The sequence below is a fragment of the Frankia sp. BMG5.60 genome (assembly GCF_059428125.1).
This window is the reverse complement of record NZ_CM182091.1, coordinates 3,246,446-3,271,230: the sequence shown is the minus strand read 5'-3', so window position 1 is coordinate 3,271,230 and position 24,785 is coordinate 3,246,446. Positions and strand designations below refer to the sequence as shown.

The window sequence follows — 24,785 nt, the reverse complement described above, 5'->3', positions numbered from 1 at the left end:
GGGTCGGCGCCCCCGGGGCCCGACGCCCCGATGCGCACGCAGGCCCACCCCGCCGGCTCGACTAGGCTGGCGATGGTCAACCGCCGGACGTTCGCCGTGGCCCGCCGCGCGCCCGCCTCTCTTTTCAGGCGATGGCGCCGCGGGACCCGTCGCGCGAGCGGCCGAGCCGCGGCGGCGGCGGCGCCGGCCTCGGCGGTGACCGACGAGAGATCCGCGGGCGGGCGCCGCGGACGAGCGGTGATGGAGGCACGACGTCGTGGCTGCTGACGGTTTCCGTCGCACCCGGTCCGGGATCGAGCTTCGGCTGCCGCAATGGGAGTCGGCGCTGCTGTCCCAGCTCGTCGGCCAGATCGAGACGCTGCTCGAACCGCCGCCCGTCGAGGACCCGCTGGAGGCGATGGTCGGGCTGCGCGACACCGCTCCGCCCCCGCCCGAGGACCCGGCGATCGCCCGGCTGCTTCCCGACCCGTACCCGGACGACCCGATGGCCTCCGGGGACTTCCGTCGCCGCCGCACCGACGACCTGCTCGCCCGCAAGCGCGACGCCGCCCGCCGGGTGCTGGCCGCCATGCCCGCTCCCGGGTCCGTGCTCGTCCTCGACGAGGACGCCGCCCAGGACTGGCTGACCACCCTGAACGACCTGCGGCTGTTCCTGGGCACTCGCCTCGCCCTGACCGACGACGACTCCTCCGACGAGTTGGAGCGGATGGATCCCGAGGATCCGCGCTACCCGCTGGTGGCGACCTACGTCTTTCTGACCGGGCTGCTCGACGAGCTGACCCGGGCGCTGGACTAGGCCGGGACTGGGCCCGGACTGGGCCGCCCGGGGCGAGATCCCGGTCGTGGCCGGAACGGTCTCGTCGCCAGGACCGCCCAGACCACCCCTTCCGCGTCGTACGGTGGGCCAGTGCTGCGCATCGACCGTGCCTGTTACGAGGCGATCGTCGCCCATGCTCGCCGTGATCATCCCGACGAGGCATGCGGAGTCGTCGCCGGCCCGGCGGGTTCGGATCGGCCGGAGCGGTTCATCCCCATGGAGAACGCCGAGCGTTCGCCGACCTTCTACCGCTTCGATCCGATGGAACAGCTACGGGTCTGGCGGGAGATGGACGACCGCGACGAGGAACCCGTCGTCATCTACCACTCGCACACCGCGACCGAGGCGTTCCCGTCCCGCACGGACATCTCTCTGGCCGGGGAGCCCGACGCGCACTACGTGCTGGCCTCCACCCGGGAGCCCGACCACACCGAGTTCCGGTCCTTCCGGATCGTGGAAGGCCTGGTCACCGAGGAGTCGGTGGAAATCGTCTGAGGGCCTGGGACGTTGCAGTAGCGGGGCCGGCATGCGACGGGGCGGCAAGGGGGGTGACGGCGTGGCCCCGGCCATCTGTCCTGACACCCCGCAGACCTGACACCCCGCAGACCCCCGCCCGCGTAACACCCCGCCCGTCCGGGCGGCGCCTCGGTCGAGCCCGACCGCTGGCACCCGCGAAAGGAGCACCATGGCAGTCCAGGTCCGTGTGCCGACGATCCTGCGCAGCTACACGGGAGGTTCGAAGCTGGTCGAGGGCACGGGCGACACCGTCGCCGCGCTCTTCCTCGACCTCGACTCCCGGCACTCCGGGCTGCGCGGCCGGCTGGTGACCGGCGAGGACGGAGCCGAGCTGCACCGGTTCGTCAACATCTACGTCAACGACGAGGACGTCCGGTTCCTCGGCGGGCTCGACGCCAAGCTCAACGACGGCGACGAGGTCACCATCCTGCCCGCGGTCGCCGGCGGCTCCACCGCCAGTTCGCCCCGCGTGCCCGCCGGTCAGCACTGAGCCGAGCGGCAGGTCCGACTCATGCGTTTCGACTCCCTGGCCGACTCGGTCGGCCGGACCCCGCTGGTCGGGCTTCCGCGACTGTCCCCGTCGCCGGAGGTCCGGCTGTGGGCGAAGCTGGAGCAGGACAATCCGACCGGTTCGATCAAGGACCGGGCGGCGCTGTGGATGATCGCCGACGGCGAGAAGCGCGGCCTGCTCACCCCCGGCGCGACCGTCCTGGAACCGACCTCCGGCAACACCGGTATCTCGCTGGCCATGGTCTGCCGCCAGCGGGGTTACCGGCTCGTCTGCGTCATGCCCGAGAACACCTCGGTGGAGCGCCGCCAGCTACTGCAGATGTGGGGCGCCGAGATCCGGTACTCGCCTGCCGCCGGCGGCTCCAACGAGGCGGTCGCCGTCGCGAAGCGGCTCGCCGCCGAGAACCCCGACTGGGTCATGCTCTACCAGTACGGCAACCCGGCGAACGCCCAGGCGCACTACGAGACGACCGGCCCGGAGATCCTCGAGGACCTGCCCGCCATCACCCACTTCGTCGCCGGCCTCGGGACGACCGGCACCCTGATGGGCACCGGCCGTTACCTCAAGGAGCGGGTGCCCGGCATCACGATCGTCGCCGCCGAGCCCCGCTACGGGGAGCTGGTGTACGGCCTGCGCAACATCGACGAGGGCTTCGTGCCCGAGCTGTACGACCCGTCGGTGCTTACCTCGCGCTACTCCGTCGGGCCGCGCGAGGCCCTGCGCCGCACCCGCGAGCTCGTCCAGGAGGAGGGCATCTTCGCCGGGATCTCCACCGGGGCCATCCTGCACGCCGCGTTGGCCCAGGCCGAGCGGGCGGTCCGGGAAGGTCGACGGGCCGATATCGCCCTGATCGTCTGCGACGGCGGTTGGAAGTACCTGTCCACCGGCGCCTACGCCGGCACCCTCGAGGAGGCCGAGGCGGCGCTGGAAGGTCAACTATGGGCGTAGCCCCACAGATCGCCTTCGGCGATCTGTGGGGACCCCTCGCCCAGGGCGCCGTTCGGGGTTTTCGTCAGATCGCCTTCGGCGATCTGTGGAACTCCATCGGCTGGGGCAGGCGGGGCGGGGCGACGGGAATCCGCCGTCTCAGGAGGCCAGGACTTCGCCGAGAAGGGTGGCCAGGTCGCGGAAGGCCACGCCGCGGTGGCTGATCGCGTCCTTCTCGGCCGCGGTCAGCTCGGCGTTGGTCCGGGTCTGGCCGTCGGCGAGGAACAGCGGGTCGTAGCCGAAGCCGCCCTGTCCGCGGGGCTCGGTCAGCAGGACCCCCCGCAGCTCCCCGCGTGTCACCCGCTCCACGCCGGCGGGGGTGACCAGGGCCGCCGCGCAGACGAAGGCGGCGCCGCGCCGCTCGGACGGCACGTCGTCGAGCTGGGCCAGTAGCAGGGCGTTGTTCGCCTCGTCGCGTTCGACGCGGGTGCCGTCCCGGCGTCCGGACCAGCGGGCCGAGCGCACGCCGGGCATGCCGGACAGCTCGTCGACCGCGAGTCCGGAGTCGTCGGCGACGGCGGGCAGGCCGGTCTGTTCGGCCGCCGCCCGCGCCTTGATCAGGGCGTTCTCGGCGAAGGTGGTCCCGGTCTCGGCCACCTCGTCGCCGTCGGGAAGAGCCACCAACTCCACCGACAGGCCGCTGGCCGCCAGGATGCGGCGCAGCTCGGTCAGCTTCGCCTCGTTGCGGCTGGCGAGCACCACCCGCACCGGCTCCGACGAGCCGGCCGGAGCCCCCCCCGTGGTGACGTCCGCGTCGGCGGTCGGGCCGGCGGTCGGCTTCGCGGTCACCGTGCCCCCTCCGGTCGGGCGGGACCCGCCGGCGCCGGACCGCGCAGCGCCTCGGTCTGGATCTCCGCGAGTTGGGCGCAGCCGAACACGGCGAGGTCGAGCAGGCTGTCGAGCATCGCCCGGTCGAACGGGGCGCCCTCGGCGGTGCCCTGCACCTCGACGAACCCGTCCGCCCCGGTGCACACCACGTTCATGTCGGTGTCCGCGGTGGAGTCCTCGGTGTAGGCGAGGTCGAGCATCGGCTCACCCCGCACGACCCCGACGCTCACCGCGGCGACGCTCGTCGTGATCGCCGCAGGCCGGCCGAGCCAGCGGGCGGCGTCGACCAGCGCGACGTAGGCGCCGGTGATCGCGGCGGTGCGGGTGCCGCCATCCGCGAGCAGCACGTCGCAGTCGATGGCGATGGTGTTCTCGCCAAGGGCGGCCAGGTCGATGCAGGCCCGCAGGCTGCGCCCGATCAACCTGGAGATCTCGTGAGTGCGTCCCCCGATCCGGCCACGCACCGACTCGCGGTCGTTGCGGGTGTTGGTGGCCCGCGGCAGCATCGAGTACTCGGCTGTCACCCAGCCCAGGCCGCTGCCCTTGCGCCAGCGCGGGACGCCGGTGGTCACCGAGGCGGCGCACAGCACCCTGGTCTTGCCGGCACTGATCAGCGCCGACCCCTCGGCGTGCTCCTGCCAACCCCGCAGGATCGTCACCTGCCGAAGTTCGTCCGGTTTCCTGCCATCGACTCGTGTCACGCCCGCGACACTATCGGCCCGCCCCGGACCGGCCGCCCGGCCCCGTCTGACCGGCCCCGGCCTGCCCTGGTCCATTCGGGTGACGCGGTCCGATCCGGCGACGCGGTCCGATCCGGCGACGCGGTCCGATCCGGCGACGCGGGTCAGATCTCGAACGTGGCCCCGGGCTTGGCGATGGTCAGGTTCCCGTCGAACGCCCCGGCCGCCTCCTCCTCCGAACGGGCGGCGTTCCCCCAGGGGACGAGATGGGTCAGCACCAGCCGCCCCACGCCGGCCTTCTGCGCGTGCTCGCCGGCCTCCCGGCCGGTCAGGTGCAGGTCGGGCGGATTGTCCTCGTCGTCGAGGAACGACGCCTCGCACAGGAACAGGTCGCTGTCGCGGGCGAGCCGGACGAGCCGGTCACACGCGCCGGTGTCGCCCGAGTAGGTGAGCACCCGATCCTCCGCCGTGACCCGGACGCCGTACGCCTCGACCGGGTGCGCCACCCGGGTGAGGTCGATCCGGAACGGCCCGACGTGCAGGCAGCCGGCGCCGATAGTGCGGAAGTCGTAGATGTCGGCGAGGCTGTCCTCCGGCCACTTCTCGAACGCCCCGCACAGCCGTTCCTGGGTGTTGATCGGGCCGTAGACGGGGAGCTTGGGCGGCATGCCCTCGGGGTGGTAGCGCCGCGCATAGGAGTTCGCCACCAGGTCCAGGCAGTGGTCGCCGTGCAGGTGACTGAGCAGGACCGCGTCGATGTCGCGCAGGTCGCAGTGCCGCTGCAGTTCACCCATCGACCCGTTGCCCGCGTCGAGGACGAGCCGGAACCCGTCCGACTCCACCAGGTACGACGAGCAGGCGGAGGCCGGCCCCGGGTACGTGCCGGAACAGCCGAGAATGGTCAGTTTCACCGTGGCACCACCGGGCTCTGCTGGGAGGAATCCTGATCCGCCGCGGGTCGGGCGGTCCAGACGGCTGCGGTCGAGGTCCTGGTGGCGGGCGGCGCGGACGGCGCCGGGAGGGACGGCTCCCCGGACGCCACGGCCGAGACCTGGACGAGTTCGGGCCCGAGGAACCTTCGCCCCACGCGGGTGAACAGCGCGGGGTCACCCGTGGTCAGAAAGCGGTGGCTGGGTGGTGGTAGGTCGGGGTCGCGGAACAGCCCGTCCCGCGCGAGCACCCGGTAGGTGTCCTTCGCTGTCTCCTCGGCACTGCTCACCAGCGTCACGCCCTCTCCCATCACGAGGCCGATCACCCCGGTCAGCAGCGGGTAATGGGTGCATCCGAGTATCACCGTGTCGACGTCGGCTTCCTGCAACGGTGCGAGGTATGCCTCGGTCAGCCCGAGTAGCTGCCGCCCAGAGGTGATACCCCGCTCGACGAAGTCCACGAACGCGGGGCAGGCGACGCCGGTCAGGTCGACGCCCGCGGCGGCGGTGAAGGCGTCGTCGTAGGCGCGGCTGCCGATGGTGGCCACCGTGCCGATGACGCCCACCCGACCGCTGCGGGTGGCTGCCACCGCGCGCCTGGTCGCCGGCATGATCACTTCAACGACCGGGACGCTGTAGCGTTCCCGCGCGTCGCGCAGGCACGCCGCGCTGGCCGTGTTGCAGGCGATCACGAGCAGCTTCACCCCCTCGTCGACCAGGCGATCAAGACACTCGAGGGCGTAGCGGCGTACCTCGGCGATGGGACGTGGTCCGTAGGGTGCCCGTCCGGTGTCGCCGAGATAGACCAACGGCTCGTGCGGAAGCTGGTCCAGAATGGCGCGCGCCACCGTGAGACCGCCTACTCCGCTGTCGAACACCCCGACCGGCGCGCCACTCATGAGCGATCAGACTAAGCCGGAAACCCGATGCTCACCCTGTGGCTGTCATCACGAAACCTTTGTCCAATACGGGACAGCATGCGCAAGTCGCACATCGTGCCGATCTGTCCGGCGCTTCGGGTTGCCTCGCCGCGTGTCATACGTCGTTGCTACCCATGCTCCGGTCCCGGTGTGCCGGGGCCGGACGATGTGTGGCGGGGTCGACATCCCCCGGCGGCTCCCTGGCCCCAGGGGAATTCGCGAAGTCCGGCCGATCGGGTTGGGAACGATCCGGTGTCGCCCACTCGTCCTCCCGCGACGAAAGGTGCCCGACTGGCAGCGGCATACGGGTACAGGGACCTCAAACGGGGTGTACGCTAGAACTGCCTGTAATCGATCAGTGACTAATAGCTATCGACCAGGTAGGTTGAGGACGCGGCTGAGGTGTCCGGGTCGTTCCCATCCGTCCCCGAACCGCGATGCCCCAGTCGCATCCTCGAGCTCGGCGGCGTCCGGTCGGGGCATCCACGGCGATGCCCCGACCGGCACCGTCGGGCCAGTGCTCGTGCCGCGCGGGCATCGGCGTCGGAGTGCCCCCGCCCGGCCGCCGGTGGGGTCGCTGGTCGGCCCGCGGCGTCGCGCCGGCTGGGCGTGATCCGTCCGCGTTTCAGGCCGTGAGTCGTTCCCCGATGTCCCCCTGTGCTCCTACGATGACGAGATGCTGTGATTGCCGCCGCTGTGGGCCGGGCAGGTCATCGAAAGCCAGCAGGCGATACCGGGGCGTCACCACGTGCCGGCGTCACGGGTGGGTGCCGTCGGCTCACCGCTGGGTCGCGGCCGCCGATCCGAGGACGGACGGAGCAAGCGGGATGATCACCGTCAAACCGCCCTCCCGGCTTGTCGGGTTGGCGTCGATCGAGGTCGTAGCCCCGTCGAGGGCGATAGGAACATGCCTATGGCACGGTTCCTCGCTGCGGTCGCCGCGGGCGTCGCCCTCCTGGTGGGAGGGCTGGTCACCCTGGCGCTCGTGCTCCCACCCGCGTACAGCTACCTGGTCCCGCTTGTCATCATCCTCGTCGTCGTGGGGGTCAACATCACTGCCTGGTTCGTGATCCCGCATGTTGTCGGCTCGGCGTTCGCCTCGGCGTCCGGGGCCGCCGAGCGGTCGGTGCCCGCGCACTCCGACTCCGCCGGTGGCTCGTCGTTCGGCTTCGCCCACGTCGGGTTCGACTGGCCGAGTGGCGACCTCGCCGCCGAACCCCACGCTGACGAATGGTCGTCGTGCTGGGACTATGCCGGTCGCGACGGTGCCGACGACGATCGTTGGTCCGTGCCCGGCGGCGCCGACAACGTGTCCTGGAGCATGTCGGGCGGCGCCGACGGCGGGTCGAGCTGGTCGGACGGGTTTGCGAGCGGGTCGAGCAGGTCCGGGAGCACGTCGTCGGGCTCGTCGGACGGACCGGGCGGCACGTCGGCGGCCTGCTAGGAGCGCCCCCGCCCAGGCCGGCGGGTCCACGGCTCACAGCAGCACGGCGACCATCGCGGCCAACCACAGCGATGCCGCGTGCAGAGACTGGTCGGCCAGGTACATGCCGTTCATCCCGTTTTCGGCCAGCTCGGCGAAGTCGCCGCCACCCGTCCTGGTCAGCACCCAGCGCACGGCGACCCGGCGGTCCCACAGCGCGTGGGTGACCACCGAGATCACCAGCCCGGCGAAGGCCCCGATCGCGGACAGCCGCAGGTCGAGCCCGACCGCCGCCACCGTCACCATCACCACGACGACCGCGTGATACGCGGCCAGGTGGCGTCCCAGCGCCGCCCAGCCGGCCGGGCCCGGCGTCGTCTTCAGCCGGGCCTGGGCGTCGGTCTGGCCCAGTACATGATCGGCGAGCTGGTGTGCCGCGAACAGGGTCACCAGCAGGACCGCGAAGGCGACGGCCCTGGTCATGAGGTCGGGGTGGGACGTCGGGACGGAGCTGCGCTCATCGTCAATCCTGCTCTGCGCCCAACGCCCGGGTGGGCCGGGCGGGCCGCGGACGGCTCGGGGCCGCCCACCGGTGGCTCCGTCGGCGGGCGGCACGCATCGGGCGGCGCGCCCGCCGACGGGCACCGGCGAAGGCGGCCGGAACGGCGGGGCGAGCGCGCACCCGGCCTCGTCGGGCCGACCGGGTGGACTCGTCGCCGTTCAGCCTGCGACCCAGCGAGCTGCGACACCGCATCCTGGGACGGCTTTCGCCGGGCCCCGCGCCATCACCGGCTGCCCAAGTCGCCGCAGCCGTCCGACCGCAGCCGTCCGAGCGCCGCAGCCGTCCGAGCCGCCCAGCCGTCGGAGCCGCGTTAGGCGAGCCCGGCGCGGCGGCGGGCGGTCTCGGCGACCGCTGCCCAGTCCTGCTCCCCTTGGCCGTGCGCGAGCGCCTCGATGAACGCGTCGCGCAGCACGCCGCCGAAGGGCAGGGGGACGTTGCGCTCCTGTCCCGCGGACAGCGCGAGGCCGACGTCCTTGAACCCCAACGGCAGCCGGAAGTTGACCGGCTCGTAGCTTCTCTTCCCGATCATGCCGCCGTAGCCGGCGAAGACCGGGCCGGGGAACAGGTTGTCGGTCAGCACCTCGATGAACAGGGCCGGGTCCAGCCCGCCCGCCTCGATCACGGTCGTCGCCTCGGCCATCGCCTCGATGGAGCAGGCGATCAGGTAGTTGCCGAGGATCTTGACCAGGTTGGCGTGCGCCGGCGCCTCGCCGACCGTCCAGGTGCGCCTGCCGAGGACGTCGAAAAGCGGCTGCACCTCGGCGATCGCCGCCGACTCACCGGCGGTCACGATGGTGAGGTTGCCCGCCGCCGCGGCCTCCGTCCGGCCGAACACCGGCGCGGCGAGGTAGCGCAGGCCCCGCTCGGCGTACTCGCGCGCGGCCCGTTCCGCCAGGGCGGTGCTGATCGTCGCCATGTTCACGTGCAGGGCGCCGGCGGGCGCCGCGGCCAGCACCGCGGGGTCGAGCAGGCGTTCCGTCACGGCCTGGTCGTCGGCCAGCATGCTCAGCACGGTCCCGGTCGCGAACGCCTCCTCGATGCTCGCGGGGACGGCGCCGGCCGCGGCCAGCTCGGTGACGGGCCCGGGGGAGCGGTTCCAGGCCAGCACGGTGTGGCCCGCGGCGACCAGGTTGCGGGCCATGGCCGTGCCCATCCCGCCCAGGCCGATGAATCCGATCCTCATCCGTCACCCTCCTGACTGCGGCGCTGCGGCGCTCCTGGCGGTCACGTACCGCAGTCTGCCCCGTCACCGGCAGGCAAGACCGGCCGGGGTTGCCGGGCCGTCAGGCGTCGGTCGAGACGGGAACCCCGGTGCCGGCGGTGAAGGTGACGAACTCGATGCGCGGCGGACCGGTGAGCAGCGACTGGCGGCCGGCGGCGAAGCGGTGCATGTGCGGCTGGTTCTCGTGCTCCTCGAAGGCGTCGCGGTCCCGGTAGAGCTCGTAGAACAGTCGGGCGTTCGGGTCGCCGGCGACGCGGTGCGTCGTGTAGATCAGCGTGCCGGGCTCCCGTTCCGCGATGAGGGGCACCGTCCGCGCCACGAGGGCGTCGAACGCGTCCGCAGTGTCCGGGCGAACCTCGAAGCGCACCGTCAGACCGAACATGGCTCCACCTCCGCGACGCAGTCATCGGCAGCGAGGTCGTCACCGTCGCCAGTTCGTGGGTGACGGTGTGTGACCTCACTATAGATCACTGTAATGCGTCTCGCGAGACTCGCGTCACATCGCCGCGGCCCGACCTCGGCAGCCTTGAGTAGTCACCGGGTAGGGCCGTCCGGACCTTGACGCGGGCGGTCGCGGTGGGGTCGCACGGAACGAGTCGAATCGCTCACCTGATGCAGTGAAATGATTACAATTCATCGAGTAGTCGTTCATCGGTAGATCCTCTGGTGAGGCGGCGGTGTTTCGATGCTCGCTCCTCGTCCGCCCGGATCGGCGGCGGCTTTCCACCCGGTCCCCGACGGATCAGTTCTGCCTTACCTCACCGACAGTGGCCTCTCCTTGCTGGACGAGGCCCTGACGGTCGTCGGCGGCGCGGTTGTCGCCGGCCGATCCGACCGCTCCGTGATCGGCATCCGGTACCGGAACCAGCCTGTGCTCGTCGATCCCGCCACGTACCGCACGGCCGAGCAGGCCGCCATGGAGGGGGACGGGGCCAGCACGCCGCCGGGTCTGGACCTGACCGGCGGCGTCGCGGCTGGTCTGCCGGGTGTCGGCGCGTGGCCGGGCTCGTCCGCCAGCCCGGTTCGGCTGCTGGGCGGCCCGGTCATCGCCGTGGCGGACCGGGACGCCCTTGTCCTGGCGCTGGGTGCCCCGGAGCTGGGTGCCCCGGAGCCGGGTGTCGTGGTGCTCGCGCTGCCGCTCGGTTGGCTGCTGTCGGGAGGCCTGGACACCCTCATCAAGGAGATCATCGCGGCAGGCCGGCCGGTCGCCATCGTCCTCGCCCACCGGAGCAATCCGCTCGATCGCGCCGGGACCGTGGCCGGCCTGGTAGCCCTGCTGCGGGAGACGCGACCGGTCCCGATCGGCCTCATCCGCTGCGACGTCTCGGCCATCGGCGCGGTGGCCCACGGCGCGGCTCTCGGAGCGGTGGGGCTTCTCCCCTCGACGCGGCACCAGTCGTGGCCCGGGGGTGGAGGACGAGCCTCCTCCGATCCCCACCTGTTCGTCCCGGACCTGCTCACGTACGTCCCGGCTGGGCGGCTGCGGGAACTGGCGGACGACCATCAGGATCGGCTGCTCGTCTGCGAGTGCCAGGCGTGCGACGGCCGCAGTCTGCTGCGCTTCGCCGGCGGGCCGGGGACGATCGCCGAGCCCTCGCCCGGCAGCCGCGCGGACGGTGGGACCGGGCTGGCGGCGGCGCTGCACAATCTGCACGCCACCGAGGAGACCTCGATTCCGGTGATCGAGTCCTCGCCGGAGAAACGAGCCGCCTGCTGGCAGCGGATGTGCCTTCAGGCGGTCGACAGGCTGGTGACGGTGCGCGAACGGCGTGGTGACGGGGCCCCGGTGGTGGGGGCCTGGCTGAGGCAGTGGTGCGACCTGCCGGCGTGAGCCTGCACGGGAGGCCAACGCGTTTGGCCACCCGTCCGGCCGGTCCTGATCAGGGGTCGGGGAGGTCGGGGAGGTCAGGGAGGGCGGCGAGGGCGGTGGTCACGAGGTGGCGCATGAGCGCCGGGTCCCCGCCGCGGTAGCGCCGCAGGAAGTCCTCGGGTTCGATCAGCATCCGGCCGGCGGACTCGTGGGTGGTCTCCCACGGGCCGAGTTCGGTGACCCGGGCGGTGCGGATCACCATGTAGGTCCGGTCGTCGGCGCCGAAGTAGTCGGACTCGATCACCTCGACCGGGTGCAGGACGCCGAGCCGGGCCCGGACCTCCTCCCACGCCTCCCGCCGCACGGTCTCGTCGATCGACGACTCGCCGCGCTGGACATGCCCGCCGGGTATGTCCAGTCCGCGGGTCAGCTCGGCGACGACCAGTCGGCCGTCGTCGGTGACCGCCACCACCGACGCGCTCGTCACCCGCTCGAACGGCGGGTCCGGCGACGGCCCGAGGCACGTCAGCGTCGTTGGCGTCGTAGGGCCGTCCCGCCGGCTCCGCACCGGTCGCCGGTCCTCTCCCGCGGTGGTCATGGCAGGACTCCTTCGGTGGCTGGTGGCTCCACGGTCCTGTCTACCGCGAGGTGCGGGGCGCCGTTGACGTTTCGGCTCATCGCGCACGGTGACTGTGTTACTGGTCGCTGTTACTGGTCGCTGGCGCGTCGGGAGGTGATAGGTTTGATTACCGGACCGACACCTTCCGCCGGGTGCCCGGGAGATTCGGGCGGCGGGGCCGGGTTGGACTGGCGGAGCGTGCGGTCGAGGGGATGGTCACCATGGCCGGTTCCGGGCGGGACTGTTCGATCGCCAACGCGCTCGGGGTCGTCGGTGAGCGGTGGAGCCTGCTCGCGCTGCGCGAGGTGCTGCTCGGTGAGCGCCGTTTCGACCAGATCGCCCGCAACACGGGGGCGAGCCGGGACATTCTCGCGGCGCGGCTGCGTACCCTCGTCGATCGCGGGGTGCTGGCCAGGGTGCAGTACCAGGAGCGTCCGCCGCGCTACGAGTACGTCCCCACCGAGGCCGGCCGCGCGCTGCGGCCGATCCTGCTCGGGCTGATGGAGTGGGGCGACCGCTACGTCACCGACGGCCCGGCGCCGACCAGGTGGGAGCACGACTGCGGCGCCGAGCTGCATCCCGAGATGGTGTGCGGGCACTGCCACGCGCCGGTGCTGCCGGGGACGACCACCCTGGTCCGGCTCGGCCAGGTGCGCTGACCGCCGCCGGCAGGCCCGTTGCGCAGTGGGTGGGCGTGGTGAACATGCTCAGCACCTACGGTGTCGATCATGCCCGGCTGCGCCGGCTGGTCGCGCCGAGTTTCAGCGCCCGGCGCACCGAGCTGCTGCGCCCCGCCGTAGCGGCGGTCACCGAGCGGCTCCTCGACGACCTGGCCGCCGGGACCACCGGGTCGGTCGTCGACCTGGTGGGCGCCTTCGCGCAGCCGCTGCCGCTGGCGGTTCGAGCCCGGCCGGGACGCGGCCGACCACCTTGCGTTCGGGATCGGCGTCCACCGGTGCCTGGGCGCCCCGCTGGCACGGCTGGAGGCCGGGTACGCCCTGCCCGCACTGTTCGCCCGCTTCCCCGGCCTCGCCCTCGCCGCACCGGCAGGTGACCTGCCGCAGGCGCCCTCCTTCATCGTCCACGGCTGGCAGGCCCTGCCCGTCCGGCTCGCGCCGCCCGCCCCACCGGTCACGGCATCGGCACGATGAGCACGCGCGAGCGGTCGTGGTCGATCGCGAGCCCGGCGCAGGGCCGGCCCCGAGCCCACGGCTGATCGAATCCGCTGTCGTCGATTGACCAGGAACGCAGCCCGTAGCCGTCCAGCTTCTGCCGCAGGACCGCGATGATCTGCGCCCGTGGTCGGCAGTGGTCGGCCCCGACGATGTCGACCGCCTCGCGCTGGAACGCCGCGAACCGCCGCGCGGCGTCGGACACCCCCGCGAACGGGCGGAGTCCCAGCGACGCGCAGGCATCTGTCGCGGGAAAGACGGCGATGCTCCCGTCCTCACGAAGGCAGGCCGCCGCCGGCGTGTTCGGAGCCAGCCTCGAGCCGGCGCCCGCCCCTGCGCCCGTGCCCGGCCCCGGCTGTTGCCAGATGTCCCGACACGCCGCGACCGGATCCGCCGCTGCCTGACCTCCGATGACGGCGGTGTCGCTGGTCAGGCTGACCGCCGAGTAGCAGCCGACTGCGGTGGCCCGGGTGGCCAGCCCAGCGGGCCGCAGCCCCCAGCCGGCGGCGGCGAGGCAGGCGACGGTCAGTGCCACGGCCGGCACCAGCACCCTTCTTCGCCACCACCAGGGCCGAGAACGCCGGGGGGACCGGGGACGATGCGGACGCCGCGGTGCAGGTCCCCAGGATGCGTCGACGTGACGTTCGAGCAGCACGGAGCGTTGCTCCAGGCGCCGCGCGGGAATCGACCGCGGCAGCGGCGGCCGCATGCATCCCGGATCAGACATCTCGCACCGCCTTCCGGCCCGGCTGATCCCTGTTCGCCATCAGATCCCGGGGCTCCGGCCCGGAACCGGCCACGACGACGTCGTCACCGGACGTCCTCGCCTCTGCCGGGACGTCGCGCCGCAGCCGCCTGCGGGCTCTGGCCACCCGCGAACGCACCGTCCCCACCGGCACGTCGAGGGCCACCGCCGCCTCCGGGTAGGTCAGGCCCTCCAACGCGACCAGGACGATCGCCTCCCGCGCACCGCGGTCCAGCGTCGCGAGCTCGCGAAGGATCTCCCGCATCCGCCGCTCGTCGTCCAGCCTGGCCGCGACCTCGTCGGCGTGATCCGGCTCCGCGGACGACGGTGGCAGCCGGTACAGCGCCGCGTCGTACCGGCGGGCGGCCCGCCGCTGGTTGCGCATCACGTTCGTGGCCACCCCGAGCAGCCAGGGCCGCAGCGACCCCGACCCCGACACCGTCACCACGTCGGCGCGCCGTCGCCAGGCCTCCAGGAAGACGACCGACGTCGCGTCCTCTGCGGCGCTCCACGTCCCGAGCCGGTGGAAGCAGTAGGCGTAGACCGCGTCAGCGTGCGCGCGGAACAGCCGCCCGAAGGCGGCCCCGTCCCCCCGCCCGGCCTGCTCCAGGAGATCCCCGTCCCCATCGGCCTCATCCGGATCGGCCCCACCCGTCATCGTCGCCCCATGCCGGGTAATGTCCGCGTCCCTCGTCCCGGTTCCCGGATGCATCCCTCGCTTCGGTGTCTCGCCGGCGCCGGAGACCGGTCGCAGACCGTCCTACGTCCTGCGCGTGTCCGGGTTCGACGCTGGCCCGTCGAACGCCTCGGGCGTGCCTGCGCGGCGCGTGACAAGGGCGTTTCCGTCTGTTGGTCGTAGTGCGGAGGGTCGCCGGACGGCTGCGGTTCATCAGATGTCCATCGATGGGCCCTAACGTCCGTTGTCGGCCGTGTCGACGGTCGGTACCTGGGGAAACGGCGGGTGATTCCGATGCGGGGATCAGGGGGGAGTGTCGTGGCGTCGAGACGACTTCGTGGATGGGCGGTCGCGGGCCTGGCACTGACGGTGCCGCTCGGCATCGTCGCGGGGCAGGGGATCGCGTCGGCCGCGCCGGCGAGCGCCGGGTCGACCGTGCCGACGGTGGTGGCGACGGGGACGCTGCCGGACACCGGACTGGCCGAGTTCTCCAATGGGCTGATCCCCGGCTCGGTGGACACCGACCGCGGCGTCAACCTCGGCGGCATCGGCAGTGATCTGTACCCGGCCGGTCGGCCCAACGAGTTCTGGACCGTCACCGACCGCGGTCCGAACGGCCAGATCAAGGTGGCCGGCAAGAACCGGCGGACCTTCCCGGTCCCCGGTTTCGACCCGGCCATCCTCAAGGTCCGCGTCGACGGATCGGCCATCAAGGTCCTGGAATCCCTGCCGATCACCACCGCGCACGGAGCACCCGTCACCGGCCTGTCGAACATCGACGGCTACGACGAGACCCCCTACACCTGGGACGCCCAGACGAAGCTCCCGTTCAACCCGAACGGTCTGGACACGGAGGGTCTCGTCCGCACGCGCAGCGGCGAGTTCTGGCTGGTGGACGAGTACAGCCCGTCCCTGCTGCGGATCAGCGCCCGCGGAAAGGTGCTGGCCCGGTACGTCCCCGCCGGCCTGAAGCTGACCGGGACGGACTATCCCGTCATCCCGTCGCTGCCCGCGATCCTCACCAACCGTAAGATCAACCGCGGTTTCGAGGGCATCGCGCTCGCGCCGGACGGCCGCACCCTGTACCTGTCGGTGCAGAGCCCGCTGCTGGTGCCGGACAAGGACACCGGCGAGGCGTCCCGCAACACCCGGATCTTCCGTTTCGACACCGCCACCAACAAGGTGACCGGCGAGTTCGTCTACCGCCTCGAGGACGTCAAGACCTTCGACCCGAGCGTCGGCGGCGACCCCGCCGAGATGAAGATCTCCTCGCTCGCGGCGGTCGACGAGCACACCCTGCTCGTCGACGAGCGCACCGACCCCGTCGCCCGCCTCTACACCGTCGACCTGCGCAAGGCCACGAACATCCTCGGCACCGCGTGGGACAGCCCCGCGACCTCGCCGTCGCTGGAGTCCCTCGCCGACCCGGCCACGGCCGGCGTCACGGTCCTGCCCAAGCGCCTGGCCGTCGACCTCGAGGCCGTCCCCGGCATGCCCGACAAGGTCGAGGGCGTCGCCGTCCTGGGCCCCCGCACCATCGCCGTGGCCAACGACAACGACTTCGGCCTCGGCACCTTCGACACCAACGGCCAGCTCGTCGACTCCGGCGTCAAAAGCAAGATTCTCCTCCTCCGCCTGAACCACCCGCTGTCCTGACCCCGGGGCCTCGGCCGTCGTGTGCCGGGGCAGTCAGACGTCGCCCGTAAGTCCCGACGTCGCCCTCCGTAAGGTGCCGCCAGGTTCGCACGTCGCGGACCTGGCGGTTACCAGTTGGCCCTCCTGACGAGTGTTGTCGAGGCAGCGGAGCCCGTACCTTCAGCGGCCGGGACCCGGCCGCCGCGGGACTGTCCGAGCGTCACGGCGGCACGGCGGTGTCACACCCGCGTCACGGCTCACCAATGAGGATCGCAACCGGGCTGGATCCGTGCGGTTCGCGCCCGCCCGGGCCCCGAGTAGTGGGTCTGGACCCGCCGCTGAGCGGCGGTGGAAGGGCCACTTCGAAGGAGGACCGTGGTGAGTTGGGTAGGCATTCGTTCGGACAACCCGGTGCGCAGCCGGTCGACTGGCAGGTGGCCTCGCAGGCGCGGGCGCGCCATCTGGGCGGCGTCGGTGGCAGTGGTGGCCACGGCGGTGTTCGCGCCGGTGGGGCCGGCTGTGGCCGCCTCCACCGCTGCCGACCACATCGGAGCTGCGGCCTGGGGCTTCAACTCCGCTGGGGCGCTGGGCGACGGGAGCACGACAACTCGCCTCACGTCCGTTCAGATGGTCGGTCTGACCGACGGCGTCACCCAGGTAGCCGCCGGCGGCTACCACAGTGTGGTGCTGCGCTCGGACGGCACGGTGTGGACCTCGGGCCTCAACTTCAACGGGGAGTTGGGCGATGGAACCACGACGGACCGCAGCACGCCGGGACCGGTGCCCGGGCTGACCAACATCACCCAGATCGCCGCGAACAACCACTTCACGCTCGCCCTTCGTTCCGACGGCACGGTCTGGGCCTGGGGCGCCAACGGCTACGGGCAGCTGGGTGACGGCAGCACCAGGGGCCGCCGCACACCGGTACAGGTCTCGGGATTGGCCGGCATCACCCAGGTGGACGCCGGCGCGGCCCATGGCTTGGCGCTACGTAACGATGGCACCGTGTGGGCCTGGGGTGACGACGAGTTCGGGCAGCTGGGTGACAACAGCACCACTAACCGCTCCACGCCGGCGCAGGTCTCTGGGCTGACCGGAATTACGCAGATCGCTGCTGGCGGCGGGCACAGTCTGGTGGTGCGCGGCGATGGCACGGTCTGGGGCTGGGGCGCGAACCAGAAGGGGCAGCTGGGCGACGGGACCACGAGGGACTCCACCACTGCGGTCCGAGTTGCCGGGCTGTCCGGGGTCGCTCGGATTGCTGCCGGTGAGACCCACAGCCTGGCGTTGATCGGCGGCGCAGGCGGCGTCCCCTCCGGTCAGGTTTTCGCCTGGGGTAACAATGGCACCGGGCAACTGGGAGACGGCACGACGACGGACCACCATACGCCGGTGCGGATTCCCGGACTACCGCCGGCGGGTGCCACGACCTCTGTCGCTCAGGGACCTGGGGCCGCTCAGGGACCTGGGGCCGCTCAGGGACCCAGGTCGGTCACCCAGATTGCTGCCGGAAACCTGCACAGTCTGGCGCTGCTCTCCGACGGCACGGTGTGGGCGTGGGGTAGTCAGCCGTTGGGAGACGGAACCGAAACGAACCGCAACACACCGGTGAAGGTGCTCGGGTTGGCCGGGGTGCGTCAGATCACCGGCGGCGGGTTCTTCAGCATGGCGGTCCGGCTGCTACCAGCCTCGAACTAGAGGGGCACACTTCCGCCGCCCTCCGCTGCCCGCGGTCGGCTCACACCGCCGGCCGCGGGTTCGCGGCGCGACGACCCGGACGGTCAGAAAACGACTTCGGCCCCGGCACCTTCGACACCACGGCCAGCTCGGCGACTCCGGCGTCAAGAGCGAGATCCTCCTTCTCCGCCTGAACCACCCGCTGTCCTGGCCTGCCGGCGGTGCGCATGACCCTGAGCGGACGGGGGTGGACGGGGGCGGACGGGCCCTTCCTGCGCGCGCTCGGGGTGCGCCCGATCCCGTGAGTCGGTTCCCGATCGGGGGTGCGGGAGGGGGGACTTGAACCCCCACGCCCTAGGGCGGCAGGACCTAAACCTGCTGCGTCTGCCATTCCGCCACTCCCGCGTGGCTTCCAGGGTAGCGAGGACCGGCACCACGGTGGCATGGCGGTTCTCCGAAGGGTCGATCCGCGGTCACCGTGCGCTGTCAGGTCCGTCCAGATGCGTCTCGTTCGGTTTCGTGAGGTTTGGGGGGATAGCAGTCGGACACATACCCGGCCGTCAACAGGGTTCGCGTCGTCGGCCAGCTTCCTTCGTCCGACGGTCGCCTTGCCGACAGGCGCGGCGGTCTCGCTGTCGCCAGCCCGACCCGCACGGGCAGTACTCCGGCGGCAGGCTGGTGCCTGCGCCGGTCCGCGCGAGGACGACTGGGAGACGACAACAGATGACCACGACGGAGGCCCCGGGTACCGCCGCGTCCACCGACACCGCCGACACCGCCGTTTCCGCTACCACCGGCTCGCCCGGCACCGGCTCGATCGGTGCCGGCCCCACAGACACTCCGCCCACATCCATGGCCGATGTGGTCGTTGGTGACGGGTCCATCGCTGGTGACGTGTCCGGCTCGGACGATGTGCCGGTCGGTACCGCTGGTACCTCGGTCGCCGAGGGGCAGATCGGCTCGGGCGGTGTGCTCGCGGGTGCCGCCGACCGGGGCGACGAAGCTCGAGCCGCCCGTCGGCATCTCGCCGTTGCCGGCGCTGCTGGTGGGCATCCGACGGCGGGGGGCGCGGCGGCGGCCGACGGGGCCGCGCAGACCGTGTCCCGGCTGGGGCGGTCGGGGCCCCGGCACGCCGCCCAGCGTGCCCTGCTCGAACGCAACCGGGCGTTGACGCTGATCCACTCCGGGCAGGCGACGACCGCGACCGTCGACACGGTGTGTGACACGGGCGTGCGGGTGAACGGGCGGGCCGTCGCCGAGGTGCACCTCCTCGTTGATCGGCCGGGGGGCGCGCCGTATTCGGTGGTGCGCAGCGCGGTGCTGCCCGATGCGGACATGGATCTCAGCCGCGCGGCGATCGCCTCGTCCGGCCGGCCGCGGCGTATCCCGGTGCTGGTCGACCCGCGCCGGCCGCAGAACGTACTGCTGCGCTGGGACCTGCGGCCGGCGAGCTAGACGGCGCGAGGCGGGTCGGTCAGGCGGTGGCGAGGTCGAGGTCGCGCAGGAGCTTGGCGACGTGGCCGGTCGCGCGGACGTTGTACTGCGCCACCTCGACCTTTCCGTCGGCGCCGATGACGAACGTCGAGCGGATCACGCCGACGGTCTTCTTGCCGTACATCGTCTTCTCGCCGAACGCGCCGTAGGCGGCCAGGACCTTGCGCTCCGGGTCGGACAGCAGCGGGAACGTCAGTGACTCGTTGTCGCGGAACTTCACCAGCTTCGCCGGCTTGTCGGGGGAGATCCCGAGGACGTCGATGCCGGCGTCGTTGAGCTGGGCAAGGCTGTCCCGGAAGTCGCACGCCTGCTTCGTGCAGCCCGGCGTCGACGCGGCCGGGTAGAAGTAGACGACGACGCGGCGGCCCCGGAACGACGACAGCGACACCTCGTTGCCGTCGGCGTCGGGCAGCGTGAAGTCGGGAGCGGGGTCGCCGGGGGCGAGACGGGCGGCGCTGGCGGTCTCAGTCATGGCCCGAAAAGTAGTCGTGGCCTGCGCGGAACGGCAAACCACCCCCGTCCGCCGTGGCCTGGGAGTAGGACGCTCGGCCGCAGCCGGCCGTCTCGCCCGAGGGGAGGAGACGGCCGGCCGCGGCGCGGGTCTGGTCGGCTGACCTGGTTGGGGCGCCGGGGTCAGCTCGCGGCGGTGACGGCGGCGCGGAAGCCGTCGGGGGTGAGCTGGGTGCCGGAGAGCTGCTTGCCGCCGATGATGACGGTCGGCGTCGCCGTGACGCCGGCCTTCGACGCGGCGCCGTCGACCTTGGCGACGTAGCCGTCGTAGGTGCCGTTGTTGACGGCGTCCTTGTAGGCCTGTGAGGCCAGGCCGGCCTTGGCGCCGAGCGTGAGCAGGGTGTCCTTGGTGAATCCGCCGGTGTGCTCCTCCGGCTGGTTCGCGTACAGGACGTCATGAAGCTGGCGGAACTTGCCCTCGTTCGCGGCCGCGGCCGCAGCGTTCGCCGCCCGCTTCGACTCGGGACCGAGGAACGACATCACATGATAGTCGATCTTGATCTTGCCCTGGTCGAGCAGGGTGCGGATCGTCGGGCCGGTCTGCGTCTCCAGCGCCTCGCAGGCCGGGCACTGGAAGTCCTCGTACATGTCCACCGTCACGGGGGCGGACGCCTGGCCGACGACGATGCCGTTGTCGCTTCCGGTGGCCGTGGCCGGCAGCACGACCGGCTTCGACTCCTCCCGCGAGTTCTGCACGGCGAAGCCGATCACGCCTGCGACGATGAGCACCACGACGACCACACCGGCGACGATCAGGTTGCGGCGCCGCCGCTCCTGAGCCGCCGCTGCGGCGCGGGCGGCGGCGGCCTTGGCCCGCCGGTCCTCGGCGCCAGCCCTGCCTCGCCGAGCCGGACCTGATCCGCCACCGGGTCCCCCCGCGGAGCTCACCCCTCCCGCCGGTTTCGTCCCGGCGCCGCCGCGGGCGCCGGCACCGCCGCCGGAGCTGGCCGCGGAGCTGGCGGCGGGACGGTCGGCGGCGCGGTCGGCGGGCTTGGCTGCGGTCGGGGCGTTCCGGCCGTTCCCGCCCTTGCCGCGGGTCTTAGAGTTCGAGGCCATCTGTGTCACTCCTGGAACGGTCGTTGACCGGCTTGTCGAGGATGCGGTCCACGGCGAGATAGCCGCCGGGCCGCCAGGCGAGCAGCGCGGCCGCGGCGAGCAGCAGGCTGTCGCGGACCAGCTCGGAGGTGTAGTGCGTGGGGGCGTCGGCCGTCAGGTCGCCGCCGGAGGAGAAACAGCCGCAGTCGATGCGCAGGCCGCGGGCCGCCGCCGAGGCGATGGCCGCGACGTAGACGGCGAACATCAGCGCCGACACCAGTGCGGTCACCCGCACCGCGAGTCCCACGATGAGCAGCACGCCGAGGGCGATCTCCAGGAACGGCACGCCGTAGGCCACCGGCTGCACCAGCGCCTCGGGCAGGATGCGGAACGCCCGCACCGAGCGCAGCATGCCGTCCGGATCGTTGACCTTCAGCAGGCCGGCGACGAGCCAGACGGCGCCGAGGGCCAGGCGTAGGACAGTGGAGATGCCCCGGCTCGCCGGCTGCGTCGGCGTGGTGAGGCGGTAGGCGATCGTGTTCATTACCGGGCTTCTGGTCCGGACCGCTCGGCGGTCAGCTTGGGCAGGTCGTCGATGTATGCCTGGACGCCCGTGCCCGCCAGGTACAGCGCGCGGATCCGGTCGTCCCGGGAGAAGGCGATCACCTGGGAGCCGTGGGTGACCAGAACGGAACCGTCGGCCTGAACCTCGGGCTTCTCCAGGGGGACGCCCAGGGCCTCGGCCTCGGTGCGGATCCGGTCGAACGTGCCACGGACACCGATGAAGGTCGCGTCGAACTGCCTAAGCCAACGACTGAGAACCGGCCCGGTATCCCGATCAGGATCGGACGTCACGAAAACGACCGCGATCTGCTGCCGTACGTCCGGTTTGACCTCGGTGAGTGCGGAGGAGATGTCCGCCATCGTCGTCGGGCAGACGTCGGGGCAGTTCGTATACCCGAAGAACAGCAGGGTGATTTTTCCCTTTGTTCGTTCTCGCAGGTCGAAGGGGTGTCCGTCGGTGTCGGTCAGGTTCAGGGCGGGTTTGGCCAGCCGCTGCGCCGGGACGGTGCCGTGCAGACCGTCGTTGTCCCCGTCGCCCGCGTCGACGATGGTCACCCCGTTGTTCGTTCCGGAACCGGCGCAGGCGGTTACCAGCAACAGCGACGAGACGGCCAACGCCGACCCGAGGACGCCGAACAGCCGCCTCGGCCGGCGCCGACCGGCCGGCGGGGACGGCTGGGCGGCCGGGGCGGGCTGGGCGGCCAGGGAGTGCTGGGCTTGCGGGGGCGGCCCGATCGGGGGGGACGGGGCAGCGGGTGGGACCGCGTGGCGGGAGGGGGACCGGCCGAGGTGGATGGAGACCTCGCGACGGGGACGGATCAGGAACATGACACTCCAGGAGCGGGCGCCGCAGGCGCGTGGGATCGCCACCGGCCGGCGGCGAGCGTGATCGAAGGCGATCGCCGTAGACGCGGTGGGTGACGGGCTGACGGGGCGGAACGGGACGCGCGGCGACGGGACAGGCGACGGCGTGGTGCCCCGCCCGGCCCGCGGGCAGCGGGGCTAGACCGCGGCGACCCGCCACGGCGCATCCCGGAACGATCTACTGGCGAGCGGCACCGGCGGGCCGCGCCGGGCGACGGCGTGACGCAGCAACAGCAGGCGCGGTCGCCCCACCGAGCCGGCCCGCCCGATCGGCGCGAACCGCGGGACCCCCACCGCAGGCGGCGAGATCGCCGAGAGGGTGGGCAGCCGGCACGCCAGCAGCCGACCGGCGGCGGCCAACGCCTCCGCGCCGCGTCGGGCCCACCAGAACATCAGCGCCGCGGCCAGGGCGTGGGCGAGCAGCATCGCCAGGGCGGCCGCGACGGCCGAGGCGGACCCGGGAACGAACCCGGCCAGGCCGCCGAGGTGACGGTGACCCGCGGCCGACGCGTCGCCGGAACCGGTCCCGGCCGCGACCCGCTGGGCGGCCGCCAGCAGCGCCGGATCGACGTGCGCCAGCCCGGAACCGGCCAACTGGGTAGGAGCCGCTGGCCCGGGGTGAAGTGCCGAGCCGACCAGGGCCCCGGCGGCATGCACGGCTGGCGAAGCCCCGTCCTGGCCGTCGTGGCAGAGGAGCACGCCGAGCAGGGGATCGCCGCGCGCAGTCCGCGGCGCGGCTCCGCAGCCGGCGGCGGTGAGCGCCGCGTGCAGGAGGCCCTGGACGGCGAGCAGACCGCCGAACGACCGCGGTCCGCCGATCCGTCGGCGCGGGCCGTGCTGGCGACGGGTCCCGGGGTCGGTGCGGCGGCCGGGTATGACCGATCGGACGATCTCGGCCGCGGCGGCGAGCAGGACGGCGGCCAGCGCGACGAGGAGTAGCCGGCCGGGCGGCGGTGCCTGACCGGCCAGCGGTAGGTGGGCGAGTAGCGCCCAGGCCACCGCCGGCACCGCGAACGCGGCTCCGGCGAGCGTGCCGCGGGGGATCGCGCCGGTGAACACCCCGCCGCGCCGCGGGTGGCGCGGGTGCGGCCGGTGGCGCGGCTGCGGCGGCTGGCGCGGGTGCAGGGGCTGGCGCGGATGCAGGGGGTCAGGACTGGTCGGCCCGGGGCGATGCCCTCCCGGGTCAGACCGCTGCCGACCGCCGCGCACAGCCATCAGCGTAATGTCCGGCGACTCGCGATCTCGGGCCAGTCCGGCCCGACGTCGGCGATCCGGTGGACGGCCTGGGCTGATCCGCGGATGCGGGCCGGGGGCGGCGGGCGGGAGCGGGCGCCGAAGTGGGGGGCAAGCCGGCACGCGGGGGCAAACGTGAGAGACCTCCTGACGACCACTCGACGTTTCGCCTCGCCGGGGAGTGGTCGGTCTGGCACGATCGGAACAGGGCCGGCCGCACCCGAAGGGGTCGCACCCGACAGGGCCGCACCTGACGGGGACGTCCGCGGTGCGGCGTCGAGTGATCGGCGCACACCGTGACCGTCGCCATCCGCACCGGACGAGAGGGCAACATTCGTGCCGCAGGACCCGGCCGTCATCCAGCGGCAGATCGAGGAGACCCGCGCCGAACTGGCCGAGACGATCGACTCGATCGCCGAGATCGTCAGCCCACGCCGGATCGCCGAACGCACTCAGGAGCAGCTCCGGATCAGGGCCGCCGAGCTGCGGCAGCGCTACGGCCCCGCGCTCGGGCTCGGCCCGGGGCCGGGCGTGCCGCAGCTACCGGCGGGATCCGGCGCCGCGGCCGGCGGGGTGCTGGTCCCGGGCGGCGGCCAGGCCGGCGGGCCCGGGGCGAACAGGCTGGCCCAGGGCGGCGTCACCCTCGTGCGGGTCGTGCGGTGGGATCGGGTGGCACTGGTCGGCGGGGGGCTGCTGCTGTTCGCCGGCGGGGTCCGGCGCCGTCGGCGGCGGTCGTCCCGCCGCGGATGACCGCACAGGTCCCACCGGGCCGGGTGGTGCTGCTGCGCCACGGGGAGACCGAGTGGAGCCGGCTCGGTCGGCACACCGGCCGCACGGACGTCGAGCTCACCGCCGAGGGGGAACGCCAGGCCGCCGGGCAGGCCGCCCGGCTGTCGACGTGGTCCTTCGGGCTCGTCGCGACCAGCCCGCGGGCGCGGGCTCGGCACACCGCCGACCTCGCCGGCCTGGTCACCACCCCCGAGACCGAGCGGGAGAGGTGGGACGAGCTGGCCGAATGGGACTACGGCAGCTACGAGGGGATCACCACGGCGACGATCCGCGAGACGGTGCCCGGCTGGACGGTGTGGACCGCGCCGGTGCCCGGCGGCGAGACCGCCGAACAGGTCGGCGCGCGTGCCGACACGGTGCTGGGCCGGCTGCGCCCCTGGTTGGCACGCGGCGACGTCGCGCTCGTCGGGCACGGGCACATGCTGCGGGTGCTCGTCGCTCGCTGGCTCGGCCTGCCACCCCGGGCCGGGGCGTACTTCGTGCTGGCCGCGGGCGGGCTGTCGGTGCTCGGCCACGAGCATGAGGCCCCGGTGGTCGAGGCCCTCAACCTGCCTGCCTGACCCCGTG

29 protein-coding genes and 1 tRNA gene are annotated in these 24,785 nt (G+C 72.6%); 13 read left to right on the top strand and 17 right to left on the bottom strand.

Annotated features, from left to right (window positions below; genetic code table 11):
• Window positions 1–256 precede the first annotated feature (256 nt).
• The 4 genes from AC5R91_RS13020 (at window position 257) to AC5R91_RS13005 (ending at window position 2,792) form a co-directional block, all read left to right on the top strand.
• Window positions 257–796 carry a DUF2017 domain-containing protein gene (locus AC5R91_RS13020; protein ID WP_495397411.1) on the top strand — a complete coding sequence of 180 codons (540 nt, stop codon included), beginning with the start codon at window positions 257–259 and terminating at the stop codon, window positions 794–796.
• A gap of 111 nt (window positions 797–907) precedes the next feature.
• The gene (locus AC5R91_RS13015) at window positions 908–1,312 is read left to right on the top strand and encodes a M67 family metallopeptidase (protein ID WP_495397410.1); all 405 of its coding nucleotides are present in this window, start codon (window positions 908–910) and stop codon (window positions 1,310–1,312) included.
• A 190-nt stretch (window positions 1,313–1,502) separates the two neighbouring features.
• The gene (locus AC5R91_RS13010) at window positions 1,503–1,823 is read left to right on the top strand and encodes a MoaD/ThiS family protein (RefSeq protein ID WP_011602689.1); all 321 of its coding nucleotides are present in this window, start codon (window positions 1,503–1,505) and stop codon (window positions 1,821–1,823) included.
• 21 nt (window positions 1,824–1,844) lie between these two features.
• Entirely contained in the window at window positions 1,845–2,792 is a 948-nt protein-coding gene (locus tag AC5R91_RS13005) for a PLP-dependent cysteine synthase family protein (RefSeq protein WP_009740156.1), read from the top strand.
• A 138-nt stretch (window positions 2,793–2,930) separates the two neighbouring features.
• Here AC5R91_RS13005 and rdgB read toward each other — a convergent pair whose 3' ends face one another.
• The 4 genes from rdgB to murI all read right to left on the bottom strand — a co-directional run bounded on the left by rdgB (window position 2,931) and on the right by murI (window position 6,167).
• Window positions 2,931–3,539, bottom strand: coding sequence for an RdgB/HAM1 family non-canonical purine NTP pyrophosphatase (gene rdgB, locus AC5R91_RS13000; RefSeq protein ID WP_495397954.1), 609 nt, complete (start codon window positions 3,537–3,539; stop codon window positions 2,931–2,933).
• 77 nt (window positions 3,540–3,616) lie between these two features.
• Complete coding sequence (rph, locus tag AC5R91_RS12995) at window positions 3,617–4,360, bottom strand: ribonuclease PH (protein ID WP_495397409.1); 744 nt, start codon at window positions 4,358–4,360, stop codon at window positions 3,617–3,619.
• A gap of 143 nt (window positions 4,361–4,503) precedes the next feature.
• Entirely contained in the window at window positions 4,504–5,250 is a 747-nt protein-coding gene (locus AC5R91_RS12990; protein WP_495397408.1) for an MBL fold metallo-hydrolase, read from the bottom strand.
• The gene (gene murI, locus AC5R91_RS12985; RefSeq protein WP_044884373.1) at window positions 5,247–6,167 is read right to left on the bottom strand and encodes a glutamate racemase; all 921 of its coding nucleotides are present in this window, start codon (window positions 6,165–6,167) and stop codon (window positions 5,247–5,249) included. The genes AC5R91_RS12990 and murI overlap by 4 nt, the downstream gene beginning before the upstream one ends.
• Before the next feature lie 934 nt (window positions 6,168–7,101).
• Between murI and AC5R91_RS12980 the strand changes: the two genes are divergently transcribed.
• Window positions 7,102–7,632, top strand: a complete 531-nt coding sequence (locus AC5R91_RS12980) for a hypothetical protein (RefSeq protein ID WP_495397407.1) — start codon at window positions 7,102–7,104, stop codon at window positions 7,630–7,632.
• A 33-nt stretch (window positions 7,633–7,665) separates the two neighbouring features.
• Here the strand turns inward: AC5R91_RS12980 and AC5R91_RS12975 are convergent, their stop codons facing one another.
• The 3 genes from AC5R91_RS12975 to AC5R91_RS12965 all read right to left on the bottom strand — a co-directional run bounded on the left by AC5R91_RS12975 (window position 7,666) and on the right by AC5R91_RS12965 (window position 9,777).
• Entirely contained in the window at window positions 7,666–8,094 is a 429-nt protein-coding gene (locus tag AC5R91_RS12975; RefSeq protein WP_495397406.1) for a DUF3307 domain-containing protein, read from the bottom strand.
• 389 nt (window positions 8,095–8,483) lie between these two features.
• Complete coding sequence (locus AC5R91_RS12970; RefSeq protein ID WP_495397405.1) at window positions 8,484–9,356, bottom strand: NAD(P)-dependent oxidoreductase; 873 nt, start codon at window positions 9,354–9,356, stop codon at window positions 8,484–8,486.
• 100 nt (window positions 9,357–9,456) lie between these two features.
• Window positions 9,457–9,777 carry a putative quinol monooxygenase gene (locus AC5R91_RS12965; protein ID WP_495397404.1) on the bottom strand — a complete coding sequence of 107 codons (321 nt, stop codon included), beginning with the start codon at window positions 9,775–9,777 and terminating at the stop codon, window positions 9,457–9,459.
• A 303-nt stretch (window positions 9,778–10,080) separates the two neighbouring features.
• Here AC5R91_RS12965 and AC5R91_RS12960 point away from each other — a divergent pair, with 303 nt between their 5' ends.
• Window positions 10,081–11,226: a hypothetical protein gene (locus AC5R91_RS12960; RefSeq protein ID WP_495397403.1), complete on the top strand. Its 1,146-nt coding sequence runs from the start codon at window positions 10,081–10,083 to the stop codon at window positions 11,224–11,226.
• 49 nt (window positions 11,227–11,275) lie between these two features.
• Here the strand turns inward: AC5R91_RS12960 and AC5R91_RS12955 are convergent, their stop codons facing one another.
• Window positions 11,276–11,803 carry an NUDIX hydrolase gene (locus tag AC5R91_RS12955; RefSeq protein WP_495397402.1) on the bottom strand — a complete coding sequence of 176 codons (528 nt, stop codon included), beginning with the start codon at window positions 11,801–11,803 and terminating at the stop codon, window positions 11,276–11,278.
• Between the two features lie 233 nt (window positions 11,804–12,036).
• Here AC5R91_RS12955 and AC5R91_RS12950 point away from each other — a divergent pair, with 233 nt between their 5' ends.
• Both AC5R91_RS12950 and AC5R91_RS12945 read left to right on the top strand, forming a co-directional pair.
• Window positions 12,037–12,483 (top strand): winged helix-turn-helix transcriptional regulator, encoded by a 447-nt coding sequence (locus AC5R91_RS12950; RefSeq protein ID WP_495397401.1) that lies wholly within the window; start codon window positions 12,037–12,039, stop codon window positions 12,481–12,483.
• A gap of 282 nt (window positions 12,484–12,765) precedes the next feature.
• Complete coding sequence (locus tag AC5R91_RS12945; RefSeq protein ID WP_495397953.1) at window positions 12,766–12,975, top strand: hypothetical protein; 210 nt, start codon at window positions 12,766–12,768, stop codon at window positions 12,973–12,975.
• Here AC5R91_RS12945 and AC5R91_RS12940 read toward each other — a convergent pair.
• Complete coding sequence (locus AC5R91_RS12940; protein ID WP_495397400.1) at window positions 12,956–13,540, bottom strand: hypothetical protein; 585 nt, start codon at window positions 13,538–13,540, stop codon at window positions 12,956–12,958. The two genes, AC5R91_RS12945 and AC5R91_RS12940, sit on opposite strands and share 20 nt — an antisense overlap.
• A gap of 175 nt (window positions 13,541–13,715) precedes the next feature.
• Window positions 13,716–14,399, bottom strand: a complete 684-nt coding sequence (locus AC5R91_RS12935; RefSeq protein ID WP_495397399.1) for an RNA polymerase sigma factor — start codon at window positions 14,397–14,399, stop codon at window positions 13,716–13,718.
• Window positions 14,400–14,735: 336 nt separating this feature from the next.
• Here AC5R91_RS12935 and AC5R91_RS12930 point away from each other — a divergent pair, with 336 nt between their 5' ends.
• The gene (locus AC5R91_RS12930) at window positions 14,736–16,073 is read left to right on the top strand and encodes an esterase-like activity of phytase family protein (protein WP_495397398.1); all 1,338 of its coding nucleotides are present in this window, start codon (window positions 14,736–14,738) and stop codon (window positions 16,071–16,073) included.
• A 462-nt stretch (window positions 16,074–16,535) separates the two neighbouring features.
• Window positions 16,536–17,750 carry an RCC1 domain-containing protein gene (locus AC5R91_RS12925; RefSeq protein WP_495397397.1) on the top strand — a complete coding sequence of 405 codons (1,215 nt, stop codon included), beginning with the start codon at window positions 16,536–16,538 and terminating at the stop codon, window positions 17,748–17,750.
• Window positions 17,751–17,790: 40 nt separating this feature from the next.
• Here the strand turns inward: AC5R91_RS12925 and AC5R91_RS12920 are convergent, their stop codons facing one another.
• Window positions 17,791–17,928, bottom strand: a complete 138-nt coding sequence (locus AC5R91_RS12920) for a hypothetical protein (RefSeq protein ID WP_495397396.1) — start codon at window positions 17,926–17,928, stop codon at window positions 17,791–17,793.
• A gap of 125 nt (window positions 17,929–18,053) precedes the next feature.
• A tRNA-Leu gene (locus AC5R91_RS12915) sits at window positions 18,054–18,134 on the bottom strand.
• Window positions 18,135–18,452: 318 nt separating this feature from the next.
• Here AC5R91_RS12915 and AC5R91_RS12910 point away from each other — a divergent pair.
• The gene (locus tag AC5R91_RS12910; RefSeq protein ID WP_495397395.1) at window positions 18,453–19,184 is read left to right on the top strand and encodes a hypothetical protein; all 732 of its coding nucleotides are present in this window, start codon (window positions 18,453–18,455) and stop codon (window positions 19,182–19,184) included.
• Window positions 19,185–19,203: 19 nt separating this feature from the next.
• Here the strand turns inward: AC5R91_RS12910 and bcp are convergent, their stop codons facing one another.
• The 5 genes from bcp to AC5R91_RS12885 all read right to left on the bottom strand — a co-directional run bounded on the left by bcp (window position 19,204) and on the right by AC5R91_RS12885 (window position 23,255).
• Window positions 19,204–19,695 carry a thioredoxin-dependent thiol peroxidase gene (bcp, locus tag AC5R91_RS12905; RefSeq protein ID WP_495397394.1) on the bottom strand — a complete coding sequence of 164 codons (492 nt, stop codon included), beginning with the start codon at window positions 19,693–19,695 and terminating at the stop codon, window positions 19,204–19,206.
• Between the two features lie 161 nt (window positions 19,696–19,856).
• On the bottom strand, window positions 19,857–20,789 hold the full coding sequence (locus AC5R91_RS12900; RefSeq protein ID WP_495397393.1) for a DsbA family protein: 933 nt from the start codon (window positions 20,787–20,789) through the stop codon (window positions 19,857–19,859).
• Complete coding sequence (locus tag AC5R91_RS12895; protein WP_495397392.1) at window positions 20,773–21,312, bottom strand: DoxX family protein; 540 nt, start codon at window positions 21,310–21,312, stop codon at window positions 20,773–20,775. Before AC5R91_RS12895 ends, AC5R91_RS12900 begins: the two co-directional genes overlap by 17 nt.
• Window positions 21,312–22,160: an SCO family protein gene (locus AC5R91_RS12890; protein WP_495397391.1), complete on the bottom strand. Its 849-nt coding sequence runs from the start codon at window positions 22,158–22,160 to the stop codon at window positions 21,312–21,314. Before AC5R91_RS12890 ends, AC5R91_RS12895 begins: the two co-directional genes overlap by 1 nt.
• A 174-nt stretch (window positions 22,161–22,334) precedes the next feature.
• Window positions 22,335–23,255: a hypothetical protein gene (locus AC5R91_RS12885; RefSeq protein ID WP_495397390.1), complete on the bottom strand. Its 921-nt coding sequence runs from the start codon at window positions 23,253–23,255 to the stop codon at window positions 22,335–22,337.
• A 510-nt stretch (window positions 23,256–23,765) separates the two neighbouring features.
• On the opposite strand from AC5R91_RS12885, the gene AC5R91_RS12880 reads away from it, so the two are divergent.
• The gene (locus tag AC5R91_RS12880) at window positions 23,766–24,179 is read left to right on the top strand and encodes a DUF3618 domain-containing protein (RefSeq protein ID WP_495397389.1); all 414 of its coding nucleotides are present in this window, start codon (window positions 23,766–23,768) and stop codon (window positions 24,177–24,179) included.
• Window positions 24,176–24,778, top strand: a complete 603-nt coding sequence (locus AC5R91_RS12875; protein WP_495397388.1) for a histidine phosphatase family protein — start codon at window positions 24,176–24,178, stop codon at window positions 24,776–24,778. Before AC5R91_RS12880 ends, AC5R91_RS12875 begins: the two co-directional genes overlap by 4 nt.
• Window positions 24,779–24,785 lie beyond the last annotated feature (7 nt).